The following is a 22,229-nucleotide window of genomic DNA, read 5'->3' as shown; positions in this document are numbered from 1 at the left end:
TTGTTGATCTAAAGGATTAACGTAATGAAGCACTACCTGAACCGGCAACACCACCGGCAGATGCGGTAGATGTTGTATCAGCACCAACCGTCGGCAGGTATTTTGCGGCTTTTGCTTTCAGATTTGCCGGAATGCGTGATGCGTATTCTGGTGCTGTCGACAGCAATGGTTTCTGTTCGGCACACCATTTTTTGAATGAATCTTCGTCTTCTACGATCAAATTCATCTTCATTGAGAAGTGCCCACGCCCACACACCTCAGTACAAGCAATTTCGTATTTGAAGTTCTGATTGCCAGTCTCATTACGCATCTGCTCAGTCGTTTTGTCTGGATGAAACCAGAAACGGGTTGGCATGCCAGGTACGGCATCCATCTTCACGCGCATGTGAGGAATAAACACGCTGTGCAGTACATCACGGGCACGAATCCGAATTAATACAGGCTTACCAACAGGAATGTGTAATTCCGAAGGATTCGTAAAATCATCAAAAGAAGATTCGTCCGAGAAGTCAATGCCGGTCTCATTCGTGTTATCAATCAGCTTGTAATTAAAAGCACCCAGTTTGTTATTGTCAACACCAGGGTAGCGAGCAATCCAGTTAAACTGTTTACCTACAAGTTCAACTTCCTGAGCACCCTCAGGTGCTTCAGACATAATATCCCGCCACGCTTTCCAACCCGTAAATACCATGATCGCCATAACAACGGCAGGTACTACGGTCCAAATTAGCTCGAGCTTATGATTTTCAGGATAATATGACGCCCGCTTTCCATCCTTATATTGGTAACGATAGGCAAAGTAGAACAGCAAAATATTTGTCAGCAGCGCAGAGGCTGTAACAATTGCCATTGATCCCCAAAAAAGGCCATCAACCCGTCGACCATGAATAGACGAAGCTTCGGGGAGAAAGTATTGGGTAGAGTGAATAAATGACCAGGTGGCAGCAATTGTGCCAGCAATCAGGAAGACCATGAACATGGCTCCGTTGATTTTATTACTAGTACCTCCGTACGTCTCCTGCTCTCCTGACGTACCTACACTTTTCATTACGCTGGTCAGCCGACCAAATACCATAAAGGCAAGCGCAAGGAAAACGAGCGACAATAATCCTACGATGTAAACCATACTTGTGTGATTTAGATAAAGTCTAAATGTCGTGATGCAATGCTTCTTCTAACAACGGGTGATTCTTGGGAATCAAGTTGGCTTTTGTCAACTGAGTTGAGACTGACCAGATAAACGCACAGGCGAAAATAAGGATCATGCCAAACTCAATCGGGCCAAATCCACCATGCTCGCCTACTGTGCCGGGCATAATGTTCATGTAAAAATCAAAGTAGTGACCAATCAACACTCCCCAACAGGCAAGCTTCAATAATACGTTCGTCCGCTTTGCATCCCGTGTCATTAGAACGAGGAATGGGAAGACAAAGTTTAGAACAACGTTAACCCAGAATGGAGCCAGATAAATGCCGCCGTGGCCGCTAAAACGTTCACGGTAATAGATCGTTTCTTCAGGAAGGTTAGCGTAATAAATCAGCATGAACTGAGCAAACCACACATATGTCCAGAATATACTAAAGGCGAATATAAACTTGCCTAAATCATGTAAATGGCTATTGTTTACCGCCTTAAGGAAACCTTGCTCTTTGAGCATAACTACCACCAACGTCATTGTTGCAAGACCAGCTACGTGCCAGCTAGCCAACGTATACCAGCCAAACATTGTACTGAACCAGTGAGTATCGATCGACATGATCAGGTCCCAGGCGGCCGTTGATGAGGTTACAGCAAAAACAACGAGGAAGATGATCCCATACTTCATACTCTTATAATAGTATTCCGTTCCACCATACAAATCTTCCTGAAGTGAAAGATTGCGTAGAACCCGCCACAGCATATACCACGATATGAAGTAAAATGCCATCCGTGCCAGGAAGAACGGTGTATTTAGGAAGCCATGTTTTCCAGCAATTATCGGATCATATTCTTCGCTTGCCTTATCATATAAACCCTCGTGTGTCCAGTGAAATATGTCGTGCCCGGCAAACAGGAAAACTCCCAGCATGATAATACCCGTAACTGGTAAGAAAGCAGGCATTGCTTCTGGAACCCGCTTTATTACCGACGACCATCCCGCCTGAGCCAGATAGTTATAAGACATGAAGAACATGCCAGCAACGGCAATACCAGTGAAATAAATACTGTTGACCCAAATGTTGGCCCATAGTCGGGTTGTCCACTTGTAATGCCCGTGAGCACCTTCATGCCCTTCACTCAGGCCATGCCCCTGAACTGCTTCATGTGCGTGTTCACCTACACCCGATGATAACAGAACGGCGCCAAGAACAACTAACGCTACGCCGACGGCTCCGCCGATTAGCAAACGCCGTTTCGAATCGGCAGTAAATTCGAACTGCTCATCAAGGGAAGGTATTGCGTGTACTGATGCCATTATTGACTCTATTGATGGTATGGCTGCTATGCCTGTTGATGAACATAGCAGTCTAGCTGATTCAGAATTATCCTTGCTGAAGTTTGTGAACGTACATGACAATTTTCCAGCGTTCTTCTGGTGTCATTTGTGAGCCGTGCGGCCACATCCGTCCTTTACCGTGCGTAATGACATGAAATATATGTCCATCATTCATGGTCTTATAAGCGCCCGCTGAGTAGTTAGGTACACCCTTATACTCTTTGCCCACAAGTCCATCTCCTTTACCACCTTCCCCGTGACAGTGAATGCAATAACGGCCATACAGAATTTCACCCTCCTTTAAGCTAGCTTCTGTATTCGGAATTGGATTAGTCAAGGTTCTTTCAGCGATAGCAATACTGTCTTTAGGTATGTTATATACCATCAGGTCTGTTGTCGCGCTATCACCTTTACCAAATGTAGTATGGTAATTACGGCGAGATACGGTGCCCCGGGCTGGGTCACGCATGTTCAGGCCATTAGCAGTAAACGGGTTAGCTTTAGTTTGCTTGTAAGGCTCGTAACCAACGGGGTCATACATCTGGGGTGCAAATTGAGTTCCTGTATCATTCCGGCTATCACCACAGGCACTCAAAAAAAGCACAGATGCTAACCCAATCGATGAAAGCACTATATGCTTGAATTTCATAATCGGTCTATTAGAACTGCTTAACGTTTACTTCAGCTGCACCTGATTTCCGCAGGATCGTCTCAATCTCTGATTCCTGAAGCTTGTTATTTTCCATGTCAATGGCCATAGCAAACTTGTTGTCAGTTGTTCGCAAATCGAACATAAGAGGCTTTACTGTTGGCCCGAGCCCATTAGAAATAATGAAGGTCGAGACCATGCCTAATGCAGTGAATAATACGGTTAACTCAAAGGCAATCGGAACATAGATTGGGTAGGAAAATGAGTCCTTACCCCCTACGATCATTGGCCAGTCAAATTTCTCAGTGTATGACATCAGCGCAGCGGCAGTCAGCAAGCCGGTTAGGCCAAACATGAATGCAGCTATACCTAACCGTGAACGTGGATGTCCTAAGGCAACATCGAGACCGTGCACCGGGAATGGTGTGTAAACCTCGTGAATGCGTACTCCCGATTCACGAACTTCTCTGACGGCCTTCATCACGACATCATCGTCGTCAAAAATGCCTACTAAAAATCGACTGTTAACTGGCGAAGCCATACAGATACGTATAAAGGTGAATTAGTCAGCGTTCTTGTTAAAGGTAGGCGCAGTAACACGCTCTCCTTTTGCAACGCCTGAAACTGATTTTGGTAATTGAGCCGACGAAGACTTGATGATTGATTTCACTTCCGCCATGTTAACAACGGGAAGGAACTTGGCAAACAACAAGAACAACGTAAAGAACACACCAAATGAGAAGAGGTAATCACTGATATCGAACAGGGTTGGGTGGAACATGGCCCAGCTTGATGGCAGGTAATCGCGGTGCAGCGACGTAACGATGATCACAAATCGCTCAAACCACATACCGATGTTCACGATAACCGAAAGAACAAACGTCCACACGACTGACGTACGAATTGTCTTCGACCAGAACAGTTGTGGAGAAATTACGTTACAGGTCATCATTGCCCAGTAAGCCCACCAGTAAGGCCCAGTACCCCGGTTAATAAACGCATAACTTTCAAATTCAACTCCTGAATACCAGGCGATGAAAAACTCGGTAATATAAGCTACTCCTACAATAGACCCCGTGAGTGTGATGATTTTATTCATCGACTCAATATGTTCTACAGTGACATAGTCTTCCAGTTTAAACACGACGCGGATGATCAATACGAGGTTTTGCACCATGGCAAATCCAGAGAAGATAGCACCTGCAACGAAGTAAGGCGGGAAGATCGTAGTATGCCAACCAGGAATAACCGACGTAGCAAAGTCCATACTTACAATCGTGTGTACTGACAGTACCAACGGTGTAGAGATACCAGCCAGGATCAAGCTCATGTACTCGTACCGAGCCCATGTTTTTGCTGAACCATTCCAGCCAAGTGAGAACGCACCGTACACGTACCGGCTCACTTTGCTACGAGCCCGGTCACGGATAGTAGCCAGATCAGGCACCAGACCCATGTACCAGAATACCAGTGATACAGTGAAGTAAGTGCTGATGGCGAATACGTCCCACACCAGCGGTGATTTAAAGTTTACCCACAAAGAGCCAAATGTATTTGGTAGCGGTAACGCCCAGTATGCCAGCCACGGACGGCCCATGTGCATAAAGATGAACGTTGCCGCGCAAATAACGGCGAAGATGGTCATAGCTTCTGCCGCCCGGTTAATCGACGTCCGCCATTTCTGACGGAACAACAACAAAACGGCAGAAATCAACGTACCTGCGTGACCAATACCTACCCACCAAACGAAGTTGGTAATATCCCAGGCCCAGCCAACAGTTTTATTCAAACCCCATACGCCCAGGCCCTCCCACCATGTGTAGAATACACACGCTGTGCCGTAGACAAGTACAAGGACAGAAATCGTAAATGCAATTGTCCACTCACGAGTTGGACGGCCTTCTACCTGCTTACAGATGTCTTCTGTGACATCTGCATAGGTTTTCCCATTAGATACTAACGGTGTGCGTACGGCTGAAGTGATATGCATCGTTTTTAAATTTTCAAATAGTACGTTGACCTACGCTTCTGTTTTCTGAGTAGTTTCTTGCTTTGGTCCTTCCTCCTTATTACGGATTTTGGTCAGATAAGCAATTTGCGGGCGAACGTTAATCTCTTCCAGAACGTGGAAAGCGCGTTCATTTAATTCCGTTTCCAGCACCTTAGAAATTGTGCTTTCAGGGTTGTTCATGTCACCGAAGATGATCGCATCTGTTGGGCAGGCTTGAGCACACGCTGATTGAATTTCATCTGGCAATGGGCGACGACGTTCTTTCTTAGCTGTAAGCTTACCTTCCTGGATACGCTGCACACAGAAAGAACACTTCTCAATAACCCCCCGGGCACGGACAGTAACGTCGGGGTTAATGACCATTTTACCCAGGTCATTATTGAATTGATAATCAAACTTATCTTCGTCGTGGTACTTAAACCAGTTGAAACGACGCACCTTGTACGGACAGTTGTTCGCGCAATAACGAGTGCCAATACACCGGTTATACGTCATTTGGTTTAAACCTTCCGTACTGTGCGTGGTAGCCAATACAGGACAAACCGTTTCGCAGGGTGCGTTACTACAATGCTGGCATAACATCGGCTGGAATGTTACTTCAGGATTAGCCGACGCTACTTCAAGTGCACGATACCCTTCAATAGCACCCATATTCTCGAAGTCGGCATCACTGCTGTAGTACCGGTCAATCCGCATCCAGTGCATCTCGCGACGAGCTAACACTTCGTCACGACCTACTGTTGGTGTGTTGTTCTCAGAAATACAGCCAACCACACAGGCACCGCAACCAATACATGAGTTCAGGTCAATAACCATACCCCACGAGTGGTTTGGCTTGCCGTAACCATGCCACAACGTAATATCTGTTGGCTCTACCGGGCCTTCTGATGTTTCCACCTTGGGCTCGTAACGACCTTCTTTCGGATTTTTCTTGTACCGGGCAAGAATACCTTCCTGCAATACAGCCCGACGACCCATTACGGTCTCATGCGTTTGGGTCTGGGCAATGTCATGACGACCACTTGATTTGCTAACCGACGCGTTAACGGCCGACATACTTACCGTTCCGCCCGAGATAGAAGCAAGTGGGTACGCGTTCTGGCCCACGCCATTTGCACATTTGCCTGACTTTGATCGGCCATATCCAATAGCGATAGCTACCGTTTGATCCGCTTGTCCTGGCTGTATCAATACAGGTAGCTCAATAGACTTACCTGCCACGTCAACCTTAATCAGTTCGTTTTGCTCAACGCCAAGGTCCGTAGCTGTCTTTTGAGAAACGGCAGCATAATTATCCCAGCATGCTTTCGATACAGGATCAGGAAACTCCTGAATCCAGGGGTTGTTGGCTTGCGAGCCATTACCCATACCTACTTTCTCGTAAAGGGCTACTTCAATACCCGTAGTAGGTTTGTAACGCTGACTGATACCCGTTGCTGCAGCAGCTACATTACCGGCAAACGTTGCGCCTGATGGAACAAGTACCGCTGAAGCCGGCTCGAACACACCGTCGTGTAAAGACTTAATCCAGAACTCGTCGAATGTAGCAAAGCCTGATGCTTTAGGGAATATATTGTTGCGCCAATAGCTGCGAACGTACTCCTGAAAATCGTTGCTTTTCCCTGCCCATGTCAACAAGCTCGACTGCATTTGACGAGTTTTGAAGATGTACGTAATAGCAGGTTGCGTTAAGCTATAGTAGCCTGTCTTAGGCTCGGTATCGTTCCAGCACTCCAGGAAGTGAGGCGCTGGTGTCATGTATTTTACCAGCGAACCTGTTTCATCAGCCCGATCGGCAAATGACACCGATAGACCAACTTTAGGGAGAGCGTCAGCAATTTCAGCACCCCGTGGGTGATCATACACAGGGTTGGCCATGTAGAACATAGCCGCCTGTACACGACCGCCTTTCAGTTCGTCGATGAACGCGTTCATTTGCTGATCATTCCCCTGACGATAGTTTACCGGCACATTAAGGTTGATCGTTGATGAATAGCTACCTAACAGGCTGTTCAGCGCATTAACAAGGATCTGAACGTTCGGATCATTTGAGCCAGCCACGACGAGAGCAGCGCCCCGCGAAGCAATCAAATCAGCGGCGGCCTTGTCGAGGTGTTGAACGGTCACCGCAGTAGCACTTACCGCAGGCGCACCCAACTTGGCAGCTACCTTGTTATATAGACTGGCAACAACCAGGCCTTCCTGCGAAGGCTTATACGTACCCCGATAGTCAGCGTTAGCACCAGTCATCGACATAATCGTCTCAAACTGATAGTGACGGGACATCTCTTTGTTACCACCACCTACTGCACCAATTTTACGTGTCTTGGCGTACGGCATGGCATGATCAAGTGGAGCAACCCACGTACCCAGGAAGTCAGCACCAATACTAACAATCGTTTTGGCTTTGCTGAAATCGTATGATGGGACAACCGCCTTACCGAACGACGCCTGGTTTGCCTGAATAATGCCCGATACCGAATTGGCATCATACATAATGTGGCGAGCCGAAGGATACTTCGCAACAAAATCAGCGATAACCGCCTTAGTTGATGGGCTGGCGATTGTTGATGTAACAATCCGAATGGCACCACCGCGAGCAGCAATAGTGGCCAGTTGGCTGATAATTTCCTTATCAGCTGTTGCCCAGTCAATATCTGTTTCGCCACGCTTCGGTCCTCTCAGTTTTTCATTATCATATAACGATAATAACGATGCCTGAACGCGGGCCGTGGTACCTCCCTTAGCAATGCTCGACAGGGGGTTGCCTTCAATTTTGATAGGTCGGCCTTCCCGTGTCTCAACTAAAATGCTGGCGTGATCACCACCATCTGTGTACGATGACGCATAATAGTCAGAAATTGTAGGAAATGTCGTTTCAGGCTTATTCAAGTACGGAATAGCTTTCCGTACGGGTGTTTCACAGGCAGCCAGTGAAACGGCTGCCATTCCGAAACCTAACGTTTTCAAAAAGTCCCGGCGGGGAGCATTGGTACCGTCAAGCAGGCTTTGTAGATCGCTTCCCGAAGGCTCAGGAAACTCTGATTGTGCGTTTTTAACGTACGTAGCGTCATTGCGCAACTCCTCAACACCCTTCCAATACCGTTTGGTTACTTGTTCCATATACTTAATCCAGTCAGAGAATCTCTGTTTGGCTGATACTTCGTAGTGATTGAGAAATTAATAGTGGCACTTTGAACATTCCAGGCCGCCAATGTTGGCAACCTTCAATGGTTCTTTTGTCTCTTTACGGTGCAATGCAACCAACTTATCGTAGTAGGCATTGTCTTTCGTATTCACTTCCGTTTTGCGGTGGCAGTCGATACACCAGCCCATCGTCAATGATGAACGCTGTTCAACTACCTCCATCTTCTGGATTTCTCCATGACAGGTCTGGCACTGAACGTTACCAACGTTCACGTGTTGAGCGTGGTTAAAGTAAGCCAGATCAGGCAGATTATGCACCCGAATCCATTCGATAGGCTTGTTCTGCTCAATAGCGGCGTAAATCTTCTGAATCTCAGGCGACTCTTTCTTGATTACACCGTGGCAGTTCATACAGATGTTGGCCGAAGGAATAGTAGCCGACTTCCCTTTGTTGACGCCAACGTGGCAGTAGTTACAGTCGATTTTGTATTGCCCTGCGTGAAGCTTGTGCGAGTAAGCAATTGGCTGTTTAGGCGCGTAGCCTTGCTGAATGCCAATCGAATAAAGGCCATCAATCGACATCTTCGTTGCTACAAACAGGAACAACCAGATCGCAACAGAGCGTATGGTTGAGTTGTTAACGGCACCGACCAGACCATTGCGTAACCGCTGCACAAGTGGTGCTGTCTGCGTACCGACAAGAGCATCACCCGTTTGAGGCGTAACGGCCTTAGATAGGATTGTCACGATGACGAGTAAAACGCCCAGTACCAGCAACATCACAACAAGGAGTGCAACCAGTACAAACGTGAACAACTCAGATGGTCCCGACGACGCTGCCGCTGTAGTTGGTCCTCCACCAGCCGGTGCTACAGTACCTGGTAAAGCTGCCTGTTTTGGCGCGCTTTCAGAATCAATGTAATCCAGAATGCTCTTGATATCACCATCTGAGAAGTTGGTGAATGAGGTCATCTGGGTCTTATTGTACTGATTAAAGATCTTGACCGCGTAGGCATCACCTGTCGCAATCAAGGCCGACGAATTCCGGATCCATTTCTGTAACCAGGCATCGCCGGGGGTACGTTGCCGAACACCCGCCAGGCCGGGGCCTACCAGTGCTTCAGCATTTGCATTGTGGCAAGTTTTACAGTTGTTCTCAAACAACTCTTTGCCTTTGGCTACATCTCCACCCCCACCAGCACCCGCTGCTGGCGTAGCTGCTGCCGGGCCCCCGCCCCCTTGAGCTGCTGTAGAGTCCTGCGCGTTCATCTGCCCACCTTGAAATAACAGGAAAGCTGCCAGTGTCAACGCTCCGCAAAACTTAGATAAACGGCTCATAACGACTAATTTATAATCAAATTTCACCTTCATAATTGACCTATGTACCTCATCGGCCCACAAAAGTAAGCCACGATCGCCAGAATACAAAAGTCCGTTCCAAGCTATTTAAGGCCACTTTTTCTACTTAGATTCAATCTATACTAGACCTAATTAAAGTCTATCTTTTCTGTAGTACTAACAGTATGTTCAGCAAGTCTGTTATAAAAAATTAGCCGCTAAGTATTAGCTACTTAGCGGCTACTTCATAATGAGGTTCCGAGCGGATTCGAACCGCTGTACGAGGTTTTGCAGACCTCTGCCTAGCCACTCGGCCACGGAACCCTGTTGGTTTGGGACTGCAAACGTACGCCATTCGCCTTAAATAACAAAAGGCGCCTCTCAACATTTCTGTGAAAGACGCCTTTTTAACTCGTAATCAGATCAGATTATAAAGCGATTAGTTTTTGCTTTCCATCTGCTCTTTCAACGCAGCAAGTGAGCTAAGGTCGCCCAACGTAGCACCACGCTCAGGCTGAGCTGAGGTCGACTGTGTAGTCTTGGCCGCTTTAGGCTTCGCTTCTTTCGCAGACTCGCTCTTATCCTGCCAGGTACGTGTGTGCGATAGCATGATCCGCTTGTCTTCTTTCGAGAACTCAGTTACCCGGAAATCAAGCGACTCACCTACTTCAGCGATTGTACCGTCTTCTTTGGCCAGATTGCGCAGGGTGCAGAAGCCCTCAATACCGTATGGCAATTCGAGCGTCGCCATCTTGTCGTTTTTCGACAGGATGGTGCAACGGTGAACCGAACCAAGAGTAAACGTATCTTCAAACGTATCCCATGGGTTCTCTTCAAGCTGCTTGTGACCAAGAGCCAGACGACGGTTGTCGACATCCAGTTCAAGAACAACTACATCAAGGTTTTCGCCAGCTTTGGTGAAATCCGACGGATGCTTGATCTTCTTGGTCCACGACAGATCTGATACGTGTACCAGGCCGTCGATTCCCTCTTCCAGTTCCAGGAATAAGCCAAAGTTGGTCAGGTTACGAACGATACCCGTGTGGCGAGTACCAACAGCATATTTCGACGTCAGGTCTGGACGAGTCCAGGGGTCGGCAGTCAGTTGCTTAATGCCTAGCGACATCTTGCGATCCTGACGGTCGAGCGTCAACACAACGGCTTCAACTTCGTCATTTACCTTCAGGAATTCCTGCGGGTTACGCAGGTGCTGAGACCATGACATTTCTGACACGTGAATCAACCCTTCTACGCCCGGCATGATTTCGAGGAACGCACCGTAATCGGCCACATTCACGATCCGGCCTTTCACTTTCGACCCAACCTGAATGTCTTCGGTCAGCGCATCCCAGGGGTGAGCCTGGAGTTGCTTCATACCGAGTGAAATACGCTTCTTCTCTTCGTCGAAGTCAAGTACCACCACGTTTACGCGCTGGTCCAGCGTAAGCACCTCCGATGGGTGGCTGATACGGCCCCACGAAATATCGGTGATGTGCAACAGACCATCAACACCACCCAGATCGATGAAGACACCGAAGTTGGTCATGTTTTTGATCACGCCTTCCAGTACCTGACCTTTCTCAAGGTTGTTCAGGATTTGAGCGCGTTGTGCTTCCAGATCTTTCTCAATCAGGACTTTGTGCGAAACCACTACGTTATCATTCGCGTAGTTGATTTTCACCACTTTCACTTCCATCTTCTTGCCAACATAAATGTCGAAGTCACGAATCGGCTTAACGTCGATTTGTGAGCCTGGCAGGAAGGCTTCAATGCTGTAAATATCTACAATCAAACCACCTTTGGTCCGGCGTTTTACGAAACCATCGATAACGAGGTCTTCGTCCAGCGCTTTCTGGATGTTTTTCCAGGCAGTGATTACTTTGGCTTTCTTACGCGACAATACCAGTTGACCATTCGTGTCTTCCTGGTTTTCGATGTACACGTCAATCTGATCGCCAACTTTTAGGTCAGGCAGATCCCGGAATTCGGATGATGGCACGAGGCCGTCCGATTTAAAGCCGATGTTCAACAGAATTTCGCGGTCAGTAATCCCTACGACCGTACCCGTTACTACATCTTTTTCGTTTACTTCGGTGAGAGTACCTCCGTACATCTCCTCCATACGTGACCGCTCGTCGGCGGAATAGCCGCTACCGAATCCTTTGTTGTCTGCCCGATCCCAATCAAATTCGGGCAAGTTTGCAGTTTGCTGCGATTTGCTCATAAAAAAGTATAAAGCGACCCACTTTTACATCAGAATGCCAGGTCAGGGCAAACTGAAATTTGATTAAACATAACTCACCGCCAGCGTACCTACGGTTACCTTAAACGGTTTCCTTGCGAAAAGGACTGCAAAGATAGCAAGTCTGACGCAGAAAAGGTTCGGAACGTTGAATTTGTTAACTAATTCACGGTCAATAAAAAACCCGGCTTCAGGCCGGGTTTTTCGATCAGTCATACATGCGTTCTCGCTTATTGCTCAGAAAAGGCATCCAGCTATCATCCAATACGCCCGAAAACTCGCGAAGGAAAACGATAAAGGAAGGCTTGAATGGTTTGTGGCGCATCCGCATGTTTGCCTCTTCCGGTGTAAAATCTCCTTTCCGGGAATTGCAACGCTTGCAAGCTGTCAGCAGGTTGTCCCAATTCGTTTTTCCGCCTCTCGATTTGGGAACCACATGATCAAGTGTCAGGTCATCGGTAGTGCCGCAGTATTGGCATAGGTGACCATCACGCCTGAAAATGTTTTGCCGGGTCAACATAACACCTTTATAAGGCAGGTGTACATAACGATGAAGTCGGATAACAGTTGGCATTGGAAACTCCTTATCAACGGTGCGGAGAAATAGCGCCTCCGATTCGGCGACAAGTTCGGCTTTGCTCAGGTAAACCAGCAAAAACGCTTTAGGAACGGAACAGATGCTAAGCGCACTGTAATCTTGATTTAAGACTAAAACTTTCCTGCCCATGTGTCGGTTGTAAGTCCTCTGTTTCGTAGCAATTTACATACTTATCCACATTTACCAAAGCCCGACGCTCCGTAAAATTTCTGTTTGCCCTCGACCTTATCTACACATCATACTCACCACGTTGTATGTTTCGGGTAACATCACGCTCTTTGATGCTGTCGCGCTTATCGTACATCTTTTTACCCTTAGCCAGGGCAATGTCGAGCTTAGCAAAACCTCTTGGACTAGTATACAATCGGACTGGCACAATTGTTAGCCCCTGATCTTTCAGTTTCTCCGATAGTTTCCGCAGTTCACGCTTGGTTAACAGCAATTTACGATCCCGCAGCGGCTCATGATTATTGTACGTTCCTTCCGTATAAGCAGATATGCTCATCTGGCGGACATACAATTCGTCGCCCAGGAACAGACAGTAGGCATCCTGAAGGTTTACTTTCCCCTGCCGAATCGATTTGATCTCCGTACCGGTCAACACAAGACCGGCTGTGTATGTCTCCAGAAACGCATATTCGAAAGAAGCCCTTCGGTTTCGGATATCAACCTGTTTAACAATCGATGTAGTGGCCATTTATAGGAGATCAGTAGGTGGTAATAATGTAATCGATTAAAAACCGAAGCAGGTCTTGTATGCAGGGACAACGTACCTGGACGGCCTGTAAACAAAAAGAACCCCGGTCATGGGACCAGGGTTCGGAAAGTTTACCAAATACTCGCTAAACCGTTAGAAAGTCGCTCGGCTGGCCAACGTTTCATAGCCAAACTTGCGCTTGACTATGGCATTGAAGCCACAGCCTCAGGACCCAATACGGCATTGACCAGCCAAAGCGATGTAGACGTTGATCTCTTGGAGATAGCAACGGAGGCATTAATTTTTAGGCAAAAACAATGCCGAACCGGTCAATAACCGGTTAATTCCAGCATTAAAGCCAATAAATGACCATTTTTATATGAAAAATCAAACCACTTACCCTTTATGTAATCGACATCAATGTGTCACAAAATGTATGCCATAAAAAAAGCCAGCCCGGAAACAGGCTGGCTTTTTTTTACAAAAAAGATTAAACAGTCATTGGCTTACTTTTTAGCAGCAGCCTGCTTGTCTTTATATTCTTTGTTCAGACCGTCGATGATGCGTTTGGTTGCATCGCTACCGGCGTCGGCAAAAAGGATGTTTCCTCCTTTCTGATAACCGAGTACGAGTTCATACTTATTCTGGCCGTTCACCTTCTTCAGGTAGTCGAATATCTGATTATACAGTTCTTCATCTTTTTTGGCTTTTTCAACCGCCAACCCCTGGGCGGCCTGCTCACGATAAGCCATTAGATCCTGATTTTTTTTCTCAAGAGATGCCTGAGCAGCACGCCCTTGCTCCTGAGTCATCGTTTGGGCGCGTTGCTGAAAGAAGGCTACTTCATTCTGTAGCGACCGGCCACGGCTCTGGATATCGTTTTCCAACTGATACTGCTTGCTTTCAAGCACCTTTCTGGTGTCTTTGAAGTAGTCATAATTGCCGGCGAGCGAATCAATGTTGACGTAAACGATCTTGCGGCCTTCAACAACTTTGGCGGTTTCTTTCAGGTCAGTATCCGAGCTATGCTCCTTGAAATGGAGGTAATACAGTACGGCTACGGCGATGGCGAGCACAACATTGATCGCCAGAGATGCATTCTTCACGAGCTAAATGATTATGAGATGGTTTGTACTGACAAAGCTACGACTTTACAGCTACGGTCGGTAATACGGTTTGACGTACCCAGTAACCCGCCATTCCAGAGAAACCGGCAACCAGACCACCGAGTATAGGCGTAATCACCAGCAAATAGATAGGACTGGCAGGCAACTTCATTACCTCGCTCATCCGGCTTGTCAGAATTCCTCCCGATTGTAGATGCTGCAACAGCGCATACACCAACCACACAAGCCCAATGCCCAAAAAACTATAGAGAAAAGCACGCCCGCCACTCATCGGGCGGCCAAAGCAAAACGCGAACGCCACCAGAGCGATGCTCCACCAGGGCAAAACCAGTTGTGCAAGAAGGCTAAGCAGCGCAAGTAAGAGAATAGGAATCATGAGTTTCTTTTATTTCAATGTCCAGTGAACAGAGATACCTGTGGCTTTAGGTACCGCCAAAAATTGAAGGGATGTAAGCTTGCCTTGTCGCCAGGGCTCCAGCATATTCAGATAATAGTGGCTTCCCGGGTTTCCTGACTGACCACCGGGCAAGGCAGCGTATCCTTGTGGAGTTGGCCCCAGCGCCACGACCAATCGCCACGAAGGCCCCGTGCGCGTAGTCGTAGCATTCACCACCGACGTGCCCCCGCCAACCTGAACGTTCATAGCACTCAGCGCATCGAGCCGAGCCAAGTGGGCAATACGGGTAGCCTTAGTAGTGGCCCATTGCCACTTCTGCCCTTGCGGGCCGTGCCGCCTGGTGAGCGTATCGATTGTAATCTGGAAACTTCGGGTCACAATATCGGCCAGAGTTTCGCGGGCAGGCGTCCGGGTATCATCAACCCATTTAGCCGTTGGATTCTCATCTATCAGGCGCATCGTCCGGTCGGCCGAGGGCATTTTCATGGGCAGCGTGTCGGCATCCGGCATATCATCAGCCCAAAGCGCATCCATAAATCGTTTTTCCCATTCAACAAAAATGGTGGCTCCCACTTCGGCAATGTCGTTGTTGAACCGCCACTGCTGCACCGTTTTCAACGCCTGCTGCTGTTGTGCCGACAACGTACCTGGACGTACCTGAGTCAGTAATTTAGGCAATAGCGTAGCTGCACGCAGGTTGTAATTATCATATTGGAGTTTTGCCATACTATCGACGGTCGCTTTGCCCATAGCGGTCAGCCGCTGATTGATACGCATGCCACGCTCTGGCGGCGCAAACTGCCAGTTCAGATAATATGGGTACGTTGGGTCGGTCGACGACTGATTGGCCGAGGACACAAAACCGCGCGGTGGGTTTTTCACATGCGGGTTATGAACGGCAGGAATATAAGCCACCCAGTCATCAGCCGGATTGGTGCCATCGAGCAGGAATTTGCCCTGCTCTTTTTTCTTCAGCGGAAACCGACCATTTGGCGAAATGGCAATGTCTTTGTTTACGTCGGCAAACACGAAATTCTGTGCCGGCGAACCATAGGGAATCAACGCTGCCTGATAATCGTCGTGGTTTTTGGCCCGGTTAAGCAGGTAGAATGTCAATAGTTCGTTGGCCGCGTCGTGAGCGACCCAGCGTACCGCGTACCCAACGGGGAAATTTTTCGCGTACGATTTTTGCCCCTGCGTGTACATGACAGGGCCGTGGTGCGTATATAATACGGTATCGACCACATCGGGTTTACCCTTGATCTTCACCGTTTCGATGCGACGGGTAACGGGCTTCCATTTGTTATCGTGCCAATATTCCTGACGGGAATTGTCTTTAAACTTGATCTTATAGAAGTCAAGTACATCAGACCCTACGTTGGTTTCTCCCCAGGCAATATGTTCGTTGAAGCCTCCAATGATACCGGGAGAACCGGGCATCGACGCTCCCATCACGTTCATGGTCGGCGTGTGTAGCTGAATTATATACCAGATAGACGGAAGGCTAAGGGACAGGTGAGGGTCATTGGCCAGGATGGGGTAACCAGTGGCCGACTTTTCAGCCCCAACCGCCCAGTTGTTTGAGCCAATTGCCGGGTCATGGCGAGGCCAATTTATCGCGAAATCACCTTTTCCCGGCTTGGGGTTCATCGGCGACTTCAGGTAATAAACCGGCAGAAAATTCCATTTCGTCCCAACCGGAATAATCGGATCTTCTTTGCGCGGGTAATCGGGAAACAGGTCGCGGGTAACATCAGGGCCGTATTTAGCCAATATGTTGGTCATGGCTACGTCATCAGCCCCCAATGCCAGCACGCCCGACATGTATTTAAGGAAATAAGCGCATTTTATTGGCTTCCAGGGCTCGGGTGCATACCCAAGCAATTTGTATTCGAGTGGGTAATCTGCGGGCTTAAGCTGGGCAATATACGCGTTGATACCAGCCGTATACGCGTCAACAGTCTCTTTAGTGCGTGGGTCGTCCATCATAAATGCAGCCGATTTCTCGGCGGCGAAGCCCATACCCAGGCGACGATTGTAGCGATCCAGTTCGAGTGCCCGGTCACCCACAATTTCGCAAAGGCGACCAGCGGCGGCGTGCGTTTGAAATTCCATCTGCCACAATCGGTCGCGGGCCGTCAGATACCCCTGCGCGAAGTAGGCGTCGTAGTCATTTTTTGCAAAGACGTGCGGAATGTGCAGGCTGTCGAAGACAACCTCAATGGGCTCGCGCGTACCGTCAATCTCCAGTTCAGCTTCCTGAAGCTGATCCGGTTTTTCGGCATTTTGCCAGAAACCGGTAAACGGACTAAGCAACGGCCCAACTGCTGGAACGGCACCCCAGCTACGATTGAGGGAATAAATAAGCGCAATGGCAATAACGATGGAAAGTAGGGCTTTCAGGATTCGCATAGGAGGTTGACCGATTTCGGCCAAAATTGCGCAATTCCTGTCAGTTATCAAGTATAAGTGACGGTAAAGTCGTACATGGCACCAGCCGTGTAATCAGAAAAATAAGCACGTTCAGCTCGCTTACTCTGCTACACGGCTGGTGCCATGTACGACTTTAAAATCACTGATAACTGATAACCGTATTCTGTTGCGACTGCCCCGTTTTCTGTGGGCTGGCTACGCGGCTCAGCGAAGCAAGAAACAAGCCACTAACCCGGCTTTGCCACTGCCGGAACCGTTTGGTGGACTTGGCGTCGTGTTGAGACAGGTAACCGATTAAGCGCGTTAAATCGAACGTATCTGACGCTACCCCTGCTCCTGCCCGCTGTCCGTCGAGGGCATTACAAGCCTGCTCATAGTGATTGGGCTGCGGCATCATCAATACAGGCTTGCCAAGATACATAGCCTCACAAACAGATTCAAAACCAGCCGTTGTAATCACCGCCTTGCACCGCGCCATATCGGTCAGGTACCGCTGCCCATCAAGCTGGCATTCCGTTAGCGTATCGTCGACCTGTTCTTCTGGATTACCAATACCAGCGTGGTAGTAACGCAACGCCTGCCCAGGCTGCTGATGGTGAGCACCATATACAACCGAACGCAGACCAGGTTGTGTAGTGTAGGCCAGAAAAAAAGACTCGCTGGTTGATTTGAGTGCGCCAATTTCATTGCGCAACAGTGGTGGCACCACCCGCAAACGTCGCTCAGGTACGTCGGCCTGCTGATCGAATGATAAACCGAGTAGCTCCGTAGAGCCAATGGCATTCAGGCGTACCAGCGCCAGAAATGACAATTTGTCGAGCCATTTTTTAGCTGGAAATGGGAAATCAGGGTGCAGCGCCATAAACTGGTGCGCTACGCTGACTACCGGAACCGTCGGTTTATGAAACGCATAGGTCAAGCCACAGAGCAACTCGAAAAAGTTGACGACCACATCGGGCTGTTCGCGTTCAATGGTTTCGTGCAACTGCCGCATACTGCTTCGGAACGTACCTAGCTGCGTAAACGCCCGACGCACGGTTGCGCCTACATTCAGGCGGTTCGTGTTGGGGCAATAAATCAGCTCAGGTGTCGTCAAGGGTGTGTGCGGAGCGGGAAACTGTTCGGCAAAAAAAGCAGGAATAGGCCGCCTGTCGGCTAAACCAACCATGGCCCGTATCACCTCATGGCCAGCCGCCTGAAGAATTTGGGCCAGCGAAATTGCCTGGGTCAAGTGCCCCCGGCCTTCGCCCTGAATAACAAATAGGAAGCGCATAGTTGGTTAGCGTTTTGTAAATACTTCGCTTATAATTACTTGCTGAATTGGCTCATCATCAGCCACTTGTATACCTTCGTCGGTATCGTCAGGTACGTTACCGGGGCCCACGGCCATATCTGATGAGTAATACAGTAAATTCCAGTTACCGTCATGATCTTCAACCAGCGCACTGAGCGACTCCACCCAGTCGCCAGAATTCATGTAGATAAGGCCGTTGATTTGCCGAATGGCGGGCTGGTGAATGTGTCCGCAGATGATACCGTCGCAATGGCGGGCGCGGGCCAATTCGGTCAGTTTCTCCTCAAAATCAGAGATGTAGCTAACCGCCGATTTGATTCGTTGCTTCACCGTCTGCGACAGTGAATAATAGGGCAGCCCCCGCCAGCTACGGTACTGATTATACAGCTTATTGACCCAAAGCAGGAAAGTGTAGCCCATATCGCCCAGATAGGCTAGCCACTTCATATGCGAGGTGATCGAGTCGAATACATCACCGTGAGTGACATAAAAACTGCGTTCGCCAGTAGTGCTGGGTGATTTTAGCAGGTAATCCCGCTGAATGCGAAAATTGCGACCGACGTGTAGGGGTAATACCTGATCAAGGAAGTCGTCGTGATTACCCCGGAGGTAAATGACTTTGGTATCGTGATGAACGATTTGCTTTAAAACGACCTTAAAAAAAGCAGTGTGCTTTTTCTTCCAGACCCCGTGCTGACGCAGTTGCCAGCCGTCGATAATGTCGCCGTTCAGAATAAGCTTCTGGCACGAATGGTATTTCAGAAAATCCGTCGCCTCTTTAGCCTTCGATCCGGCCGTGCCCAGATGCAGGTCGGATAACACAATGGTCCTGAACAGCGTTGCCTGTTTCATGATCCAAACTTACCCGCTACATATGAACTGGTTTTTATCTACTGATTATCAAATCAAGACGATATAAGTCCCAATATTGCCTACTTATTACGCATGGAAAACCCCGTATTGATTTTTGGAGCCGGTAACCTCGGCCTCACCGCCCTGGACATTTTTCAACGCAATTCAGTCGTTGTCTACGGCCTGCTCGATGACGATAAAGCGCTGCACGGCCAGGAGTTTGGCGTCGTATCCGTTCTTGGTGATACCGACGATGATGGCTTTTTGAAACTGATCGGCCCAAAAACGGAAGCCTTTATCGCTATTGGCGACGGGCGGGTACGCCGGAAGTTAGTGAAACTGCTGAATGAACGCCGTAAAACACAACCCGTCAATGCCATTCACGACACGGCTGTAGTGTCTACACTGGCTACAATTGGTCACGGCAATCTGATTGCTGCCCGGGCGGTTATAAACCCCATGGCAACGATAGGGCAGCATTGTCTGATTCTGACCGGCGCTGTTGTCGACAGCCGGGCTACCCTCGACGATTTTGTACAGGTGGGGCCGGGTGCCATCATTAATAGTGGCGTTACCCTGGAAGAAGGTGCCTACATTGGCACCGGAGCCGTACTGGTTTCCGGCGTAACTATTGGCAAAAACGCCCGCGTCGGTGCAGGTTCAGTAGTTGTCGAGAACGTACCTGCGAACACAACCGTGTTCGGCAACCCGGCGAAGGGATTGTAAGCGAAATTATGTTCAAGGTCCAAGGGTCCAAAGTTGCTCGACTAATCTGCGAAGCAACTTTGGACCTTTCAACCCTAAACTTTGGACTCTTCTTTACCCTACATACACTTCCTCGTTGTTGAGGAAATCCTGGTAGGTTTTTTTCAGACCTTCCGGCAGGTCGATTTTATGCTTGTAACCCATGCTGTGGAGGCGCGACACATCCATCAGTTTACGGGGAGTGCCATCAGGCTTATCGGTGTTCCAGCGAAGTTCTCCGTCAAAACCAACCACCTCTTTCACCATTTCGGCCAGACTACGAATGGTCAGGTCTTCGCCCGTTCCGACGTTGACAAACTGCTCGCCATCGTAGTTGTTCATCAGAAATACGCAGGCTTCGGCCAGATCGTCGGCGTGCATGAATTCGCGTAGCGGCGAACCCGTTCCCCATACTTCAACAAACGGCTGACCGTTCACCTTGGCCTCGTGAAACTTACGAATAAGGGCAGGCAATACATGTGAGCCTTGTAAATCGTAGTTATCGTTTGGACCGTAAAGGTTTGTTGGCATGGCCGAAATAAAGTTGGCTCCGTACTGAATCCGGTACGATTCGCATAGTTTGATGCCCGCAATCTTGGCAATCGCGTAAGGCTCGTTGGTCGACTCCAGGAAGCCACTCAATAGCGACTCTTCTTTCAATGGCTGAGGAGCCATCTTGGGATAAATGCACGATGAGCCGAGAAACAACAGTTTAGTCACATTGTGCTGATAGGCACTGTGAATAATGTTAGCCTCGATCATCAGATTCTCGTACAGAAAATCGGCCCGATAAATGTTGTTGGCTAGAATGCCGCCCACTTTAGCCGCAGCCAGAAACACGTAATCGGGTTTTTCTTCGGCAAAAAAGTCAGCCACGGCTGTCTGATTACGAAGGTCGAGTTCCGATGAGGTGCGGGAAATTATAGTTGTATAGCCGCCCGCCTGTAGTTGCCGAACAATTGCCGAACCCACCATACCCCGGTGACCAGCGACATAAATTTTAGCCTGTTTTTCCACTGTGAATGAATCCGTGGCCTGTTCCGTGTAGTTGGGCCCTTTTTTGTGAAATATTCGTTATGATAACGCGTTGCATCCGTAACGGTACAAAGTTAACAGGCTTGACATACCCAATAACTCCCGTCTGCTCATAAACCAAGCCTTTGGAGTTTTATTCACATTAATTGTTACTCATGTCTCGTTTTAGACTTTTCTTGCTCTTTCTGCTTATAACGTCTGTGGCCATTGGCCAAACAGCTCCCTCTGCATTGACCACAGCAGGCGGACCACCTGTAGCTGTTCCTAAAAAACAGAAAGGCAGTTTCCTGAAAAAAGTGGCCGAGCAGGCAGGCGTTTCGTCAGCCGTAGTGGCCGATCCGTTGTCGACAACAGCGTATGGTTTGCCGGGACTTCCCAGGAAAGATTCGTCGGGTAGTATGCTGAGTAACATGCTCGGCAGCAGCATCCCGGATTTAGGACTGAAACTCAACTCCTTTAAAAAGAACAAAGGTGAGAAACGGGAGAAAAAGAAGGTCTCGAAGACCGACTACGAAGGCTTCCCGATGGTCCGTCAGTTTATCAAAATCGGCTCCGGCGACCGGACGATCGTAGAGGAGTTCAACGTACTTAAAACCTGGCAGGATCCCAGTCCATACGTACGCGAGAAATTTGGATATAGCCCTAAAGAAGCCAAAATCAGAGCGTTAGCAAAAGATCAGAATGGCGTTTACCTGATGCACGGGCCTTATAAACGCTACCAAAACGGCGACCTGGTGGAGGAAGGGTTTTACTACCTCGGCGCGAAAGACGGCCGCTGGGAAAAGTACGACGCCAAATTTATGCTCATCGAAAAGCTAAAGTACCGCCGTGGCTTCCCGGCCGATGCGCAGATTACGTACTACGACTCGGCCCATACAAAGGTGAAAGAAGTGTTTCCGTACGAATATGGAAAGCTAAAAGGAACGTACCTGGCGTATCACCAGAACGGACAGTTGGCCGAAGAGGGCAAATATGATAATGGCGTAAAAGTAGGCCGCTGGACAGAGTACCATGCCACGGGTAGCCGCGCGTTCCGCCGCCGGGTTACGCAATACGCCCGCGATCGTTGGGAAACTGATGCCGAACCTGTTGTTCTATCTGAATGGGACGAAAAAGGGAAGCTGACGTACGAACGTCCCAAAGAGAAAGCCACCGCTAACGACGAGGAAGAAGAAGCCCAATAACGTA

Annotated in this window: 18 protein-coding genes and 1 tRNA gene; 2 read left to right on the top strand and 17 right to left on the bottom strand. The window is 48.7% G+C overall.

Annotation, left to right across the window (positions count from 1 at the left end):
• Positions 1-16 precede the first annotated feature (16 nt).
• From ACFE8Q_RS04395 to ACFE8Q_RS04320, 16 genes are all read right to left on the bottom strand, one after another.
• A complete protein-coding gene (locus tag ACFE8Q_RS04395) occupies positions 17-1,126 on the bottom strand; it encodes a cytochrome c oxidase subunit II (protein ID WP_375444142.1) in 1,110 nt (369 codons plus the stop codon).
• A gap of 22 nt (positions 1,127-1,148) precedes the next feature.
• On the bottom strand, positions 1,149-2,456 hold the full coding sequence (locus ACFE8Q_RS04390) for a quinol:cytochrome C oxidoreductase (protein WP_375444141.1): 1,308 nt from the start codon (positions 2,454-2,456) through the stop codon (positions 1,149-1,151).
• Positions 2,457-2,523: 67 nt separating this feature from the next.
• Positions 2,524-3,126: a c-type cytochrome gene (locus tag ACFE8Q_RS04385; protein ID WP_375444140.1), complete on the bottom strand. Its 603-nt coding sequence runs from the start codon at positions 3,124-3,126 to the stop codon at positions 2,524-2,526.
• Positions 3,127-3,136: 10 nt separating this feature from the next.
• Complete coding sequence (locus ACFE8Q_RS04380) at positions 3,137-3,667, bottom strand: DUF3341 domain-containing protein (RefSeq protein ID WP_375444139.1); 531 nt, start codon at positions 3,665-3,667, stop codon at positions 3,137-3,139.
• Positions 3,668-3,688: 21 nt separating this feature from the next.
• Complete coding sequence (nrfD, locus tag ACFE8Q_RS04375) at positions 3,689-5,116, bottom strand: NrfD/PsrC family molybdoenzyme membrane anchor subunit (RefSeq protein WP_375444138.1); 1,428 nt, start codon at positions 5,114-5,116, stop codon at positions 3,689-3,691.
• A gap of 30 nt (positions 5,117-5,146) precedes the next feature.
• A complete protein-coding gene (locus ACFE8Q_RS04370; protein WP_375444137.1) occupies positions 5,147-8,260 on the bottom strand; it encodes a TAT-variant-translocated molybdopterin oxidoreductase in 3,114 nt (1,037 codons plus the stop codon).
• Between the two features lie 57 nt (positions 8,261-8,317).
• Entirely contained in the window at positions 8,318-9,622 is a 1,305-nt protein-coding gene (locus tag ACFE8Q_RS04365) for a c-type cytochrome (RefSeq protein ID WP_375444136.1), read from the bottom strand.
• 253 nt (positions 9,623-9,875) lie between these two features.
• Positions 9,876-9,946: transfer RNA gene (locus ACFE8Q_RS04360), tRNA-Cys, on the bottom strand.
• Between the two features lie 115 nt (positions 9,947-10,061).
• Positions 10,062-11,846: a 30S ribosomal protein S1 gene (rpsA, locus tag ACFE8Q_RS04355; protein WP_375444135.1), complete on the bottom strand. Its 1,785-nt coding sequence runs from the start codon at positions 11,844-11,846 to the stop codon at positions 10,062-10,064.
• A 226-nt stretch (positions 11,847-12,072) separates the two neighbouring features.
• Entirely contained in the window at positions 12,073-12,591 is a 519-nt protein-coding gene (locus ACFE8Q_RS04350; RefSeq protein WP_375444134.1) for an HNH endonuclease, read from the bottom strand.
• 100 nt (positions 12,592-12,691) lie between these two features.
• Entirely contained in the window at positions 12,692-13,159 is a 468-nt protein-coding gene (smpB, locus tag ACFE8Q_RS04345) for an SsrA-binding protein SmpB (protein WP_375444133.1), read from the bottom strand.
• A 506-nt stretch (positions 13,160-13,665) separates the two neighbouring features.
• Complete coding sequence (locus ACFE8Q_RS04340) at positions 13,666-14,265, bottom strand: OmpH family outer membrane protein (RefSeq protein ID WP_375444132.1); 600 nt, start codon at positions 14,263-14,265, stop codon at positions 13,666-13,668.
• Between the two features lie 37 nt (positions 14,266-14,302).
• Positions 14,303-14,662: a hypothetical protein gene (locus ACFE8Q_RS04335; RefSeq protein WP_375444131.1), complete on the bottom strand. Its 360-nt coding sequence runs from the start codon at positions 14,660-14,662 to the stop codon at positions 14,303-14,305.
• Between the two features lie 9 nt (positions 14,663-14,671).
• Positions 14,672-17,095: a penicillin acylase family protein gene (locus tag ACFE8Q_RS04330; protein WP_375444130.1), complete on the bottom strand. Its 2,424-nt coding sequence runs from the start codon at positions 17,093-17,095 to the stop codon at positions 14,672-14,674.
• A 160-nt stretch (positions 17,096-17,255) separates the two neighbouring features.
• Positions 17,256-18,389, bottom strand: a complete 1,134-nt coding sequence (locus ACFE8Q_RS04325; protein WP_375444129.1) for a glycosyltransferase family protein — start codon at positions 18,387-18,389, stop codon at positions 17,256-17,258.
• Between the two features lie 6 nt (positions 18,390-18,395).
• Positions 18,396-19,262: a UDP-2,3-diacylglucosamine diphosphatase gene (locus ACFE8Q_RS04320; protein WP_375444128.1), complete on the bottom strand. Its 867-nt coding sequence runs from the start codon at positions 19,260-19,262 to the stop codon at positions 18,396-18,398.
• 93 nt (positions 19,263-19,355) lie between these two features.
• Here ACFE8Q_RS04320 and ACFE8Q_RS04315 point away from each other — a divergent pair, with 93 nt between their 5' ends.
• Positions 19,356-19,988: an acetyltransferase gene (locus ACFE8Q_RS04315; RefSeq protein ID WP_375444127.1), complete on the top strand. Its 633-nt coding sequence runs from the start codon at positions 19,356-19,358 to the stop codon at positions 19,986-19,988.
• 93 nt (positions 19,989-20,081) lie between these two features.
• On the opposite strand, the gene ACFE8Q_RS04310 is transcribed toward ACFE8Q_RS04315, so the two are convergent.
• Complete coding sequence (locus ACFE8Q_RS04310; RefSeq protein WP_375444126.1) at positions 20,082-21,023, bottom strand: GDP-L-fucose synthase family protein; 942 nt, start codon at positions 21,021-21,023, stop codon at positions 20,082-20,084.
• Between the two features lie 173 nt (positions 21,024-21,196).
• Here ACFE8Q_RS04310 and ACFE8Q_RS04305 point away from each other — a divergent pair, with 173 nt between their 5' ends.
• A complete protein-coding gene (locus ACFE8Q_RS04305; RefSeq protein WP_375444125.1) occupies positions 21,197-22,225 on the top strand; it encodes a toxin-antitoxin system YwqK family antitoxin in 1,029 nt (342 codons plus the stop codon).
• The last annotated feature ends 4 nt before the right edge of the window (positions 22,226-22,229 follow it).

It is taken from the genome of uncultured Fibrella sp. (assembly GCF_964250085.1).
GTDB lineage: Bacteria > Bacteroidota > Bacteroidia > Cytophagales > Spirosomataceae > Fibrella.
This window is presented reverse-complemented; position numbering and strand designations above follow the sequence as displayed.